Here is a 2,687-nt window from a genome sequence, read left to right on the forward strand (position 1 = left end):
CTATCTCAGCATTATAGTCACTATTTATACTAGTGCGATTAAGTTCCTTTTTTATAGCTCTTTCACTATAGCCAATTTTATTGGCTATTTGAGATGTTTGGTATCCTAATTTAAGTAATTCTTCTATGCAATATCTATTTGAAAGAGTTAAGTGCTTTGGCATTTTTTAGTTCCTTATCGTTTATTTTAGTTTCGTCAAAACCTAATAAACTATATTTGGAACTCTCTTTCAACTATTTAAAACTTTCAGAATACAATCTGGCTTTTTATTTAAAACTGGCGGAGAGAAAGGGATTCGAACCCTCGATAGTCGTTAAACTATACACGCTTTCCAGGCGTGCTCCTTCAACCACTCGGACACCTCTCCAAAGAGATATTAAGTATACAGCAAAAGCTTATATTTTCAACTTTTAGATAATCATCACACCACCAGAAACAAACATCAAAACTATGAATAAATTCTTTAGAAGCTTTGGAGAAATTATCCCTAAATAATTAACTGCCAAAAGACTACCTGCCAATGCAAATATACCCGATGATACTAACAATGGAATATTTAGATAACCAAGTGTTGATGGTACATTAACACTAATTCCATAAGTAAGTACAAATGCTGCAATTAATGAGTTTATGAGTACACAGATACTAGTTATAGCTATGGCTTTTTTGATATCTGTACCAATCTTTATAAAAAACATTGTTGCAAATGTTGTTGAGCTTGCTAAAACACTCAACACACCACAAAAACTAAAAATACTATATCTGGCACTCCTAGGTAATTTGACAACCTTATTATCATTGTGCAATATCATCCAGATACCACTTCCAAATAATAATATTGCAAATACTATTTTCAAAAGATCTGTATTTATATGTTTTGCAACTATTGAGCCTACTAGCGCCCCTATAGATAAATATACTAAATAATACTTTAATTCTCCTAAGTATATATTACCCTTACGATAGTGTTTGTATGTTGCTATAGAACTTAAAAATATAGACATCCCACAACAAGTCGCTATAGCTATTTGCATAGCAAAGTCCGCTCCATAAGTATGTACAATTATAAAATAAAAAGCTGGAACCGCTATCAAACCTGCTCCTCCACCAAGTAGTGTAGAAATAAAACTAGCTACAAAACCAACAATTGCTCCTAATATGATTAACATTATTTTTCCCTATGATTATTTAAGATAGTTATAGACAGTAGCTCGACTAATATTTAGTGCGTTTGCAATGTATTTACTTGCATTCTTACCATCTAGTGCGCCTTGTTGTTTAAGTTCTAAAATCAAATTTTTCTTTTGATCCCTTGTTAAATTATCGACTGATAAATTATTGTCTATACAATATCTCTGCACAAAATTGTTAATTTTTTCATAAAAAGTATCTCTAAAAAGGCTCTGTTGCTGCTGAGACATTTGCATATTGTTATTATTTAGAAATACGTTTATTAAGCTTTGATATCTATCAAACACAGAAACATCTAAATTTATGCATAATGTCCATATAACATCATTTGTTGCGTTTTTAATTACAGTGATAATGCATTTCATTTTGCGCCCATCATAATTTATTTTGTCATACGGCCCCCTATTACAAAATCATTATATGCATCTAAATCTATATGGTCTAAATATGATATATCTCCAATTTCTCTTTTAGAGATAGGATTAAAAATTGCTACTATCTTGTTCTTAGATAAATCATGAATTACAACTTCTGCAAAAGGATGCAAAAGCCTACTTATAGCCTCCGCGACATTTATAAATTTTTCTAACTCAAGATTCATTTTGATATCTAAAACCACATTTTTAGATATACTAGTCTATTTTAGGCTTTTTGTCAACAAAATGTTTTAAGAAGATTTAAACTTAGTACTGCGACATATATTTACAAAGTTAACAATTATAGGTCCAATAATATTCTGCCAAATTGCATAAAAAGTTGCAGCAATAGCTGCTTGATTACCAAAGAAGGTCAAAGCTATTACAATCCCTAAACCAACATCTAATATACTAAACTCAAATAGCAAAGCTAATCTACTATCAAAATCTAGACCCAAAACTTTACCTATTAAATATCCAAACACATTAGCAAATATACTAAGGATTATAACGCTCAAAATAATATCTAAAGGCACAAGTATAATAGCATCTTTATTTAAAGCTGTTACAACCATTACTATTAACATAATCAAGAATATTGGAATACTAGAGATTTTCATTAAATGCTAGATTGTATTCTGAAAGTTTTAAATAGTTGAAAGAGAGTTCCAAATATAGTTTATTAGGTTTTGACGAAACTAAAATAAACGATAAGGAACTAAAAAATGCCAAAGCACTTAACTCTTTCAAATAGATATTGTATAGAAGAATTACTTAAATTAGGATACCAAACATCTCAAATAGCCAATAAAATTGGCTATAGTGAAAGAGCTATAAAAAAGGAACTTAATCGCACTAGTATAAATAGTGACTATAATGCTGAGATAGCACAGAAGCTATATCAAAGCCGCAGAACTTCAAATAATCATAAGCTATCCTGTAAAGTTAAAAAGCTAATAATAGCTTTGTTAAAAAAGAAGATATCTCCGGAACTTATTTGTGGTAGATTAAAACATGAGGGCATTGTTAATATAACTCACAAAGCAATTTAAAGCTTAGACACTTATTATTTTTCAAAGC

At 30.0% G+C, this 2,687-nt stretch carries 2 protein-coding genes, 1 tRNA gene and 3 pseudogenes; 1 reads left to right on the forward strand and 5 read right to left on the reverse strand.

The genetic code is table 11. From position 1 onward, the window contains the following. The 5 genes and pseudogenes from F8C69_RS11105 to F8C69_RS09825 all read right to left on the reverse strand — a co-directional run. Positions 1 to 163: helix-turn-helix domain-containing protein (locus F8C69_RS11105; RefSeq protein WP_159183823.1), on the reverse strand; the 163-nt coding region annotated here is incomplete at its 3' end. 114 nt (positions 164 to 277) lie between these two features. Beyond that, a tRNA-Ser gene (locus F8C69_RS09810) sits at positions 278 to 367 on the reverse strand. Between the two features lie 43 nt (positions 368 to 410). Then, positions 411 to 1,169: a sulfite exporter TauE/SafE family protein gene (locus tag F8C69_RS09815; RefSeq protein ID WP_159185023.1), complete on the reverse strand. Its 759-nt coding sequence runs from the start codon at positions 1,167 to 1,169 to the stop codon at positions 411 to 413. Between the two features lie 15 nt (positions 1,170 to 1,184). Beyond that, a pseudogene (locus F8C69_RS09820) lies at positions 1,185 to 1,810 on the reverse strand (helix-turn-helix transcriptional regulator). A 48-nt stretch (positions 1,811 to 1,858) separates the two neighbouring features. Further along, positions 1,859 to 2,230 (reverse strand): annotated as a pseudogene (locus F8C69_RS09825) (bile acid:sodium symporter family protein); the annotation flags it as partial. A gap of 102 nt (positions 2,231 to 2,332) precedes the next feature. Here F8C69_RS09825 and F8C69_RS09830 point away from each other — a divergent pair. Continuing rightward, a pseudogene (locus F8C69_RS09830) lies at positions 2,333 to 2,656 on the forward strand (helix-turn-helix domain-containing protein); the annotation flags it as partial. Between the last annotated feature and the right edge of the window lie 31 nt (positions 2,657 to 2,687).

Source organism: Francisella noatunensis subsp. noatunensis (genome assembly GCF_009823375.1).
GTDB lineage: Bacteria > Pseudomonadota > Gammaproteobacteria > Francisellales > Francisellaceae > Francisella > Francisella noatunensis.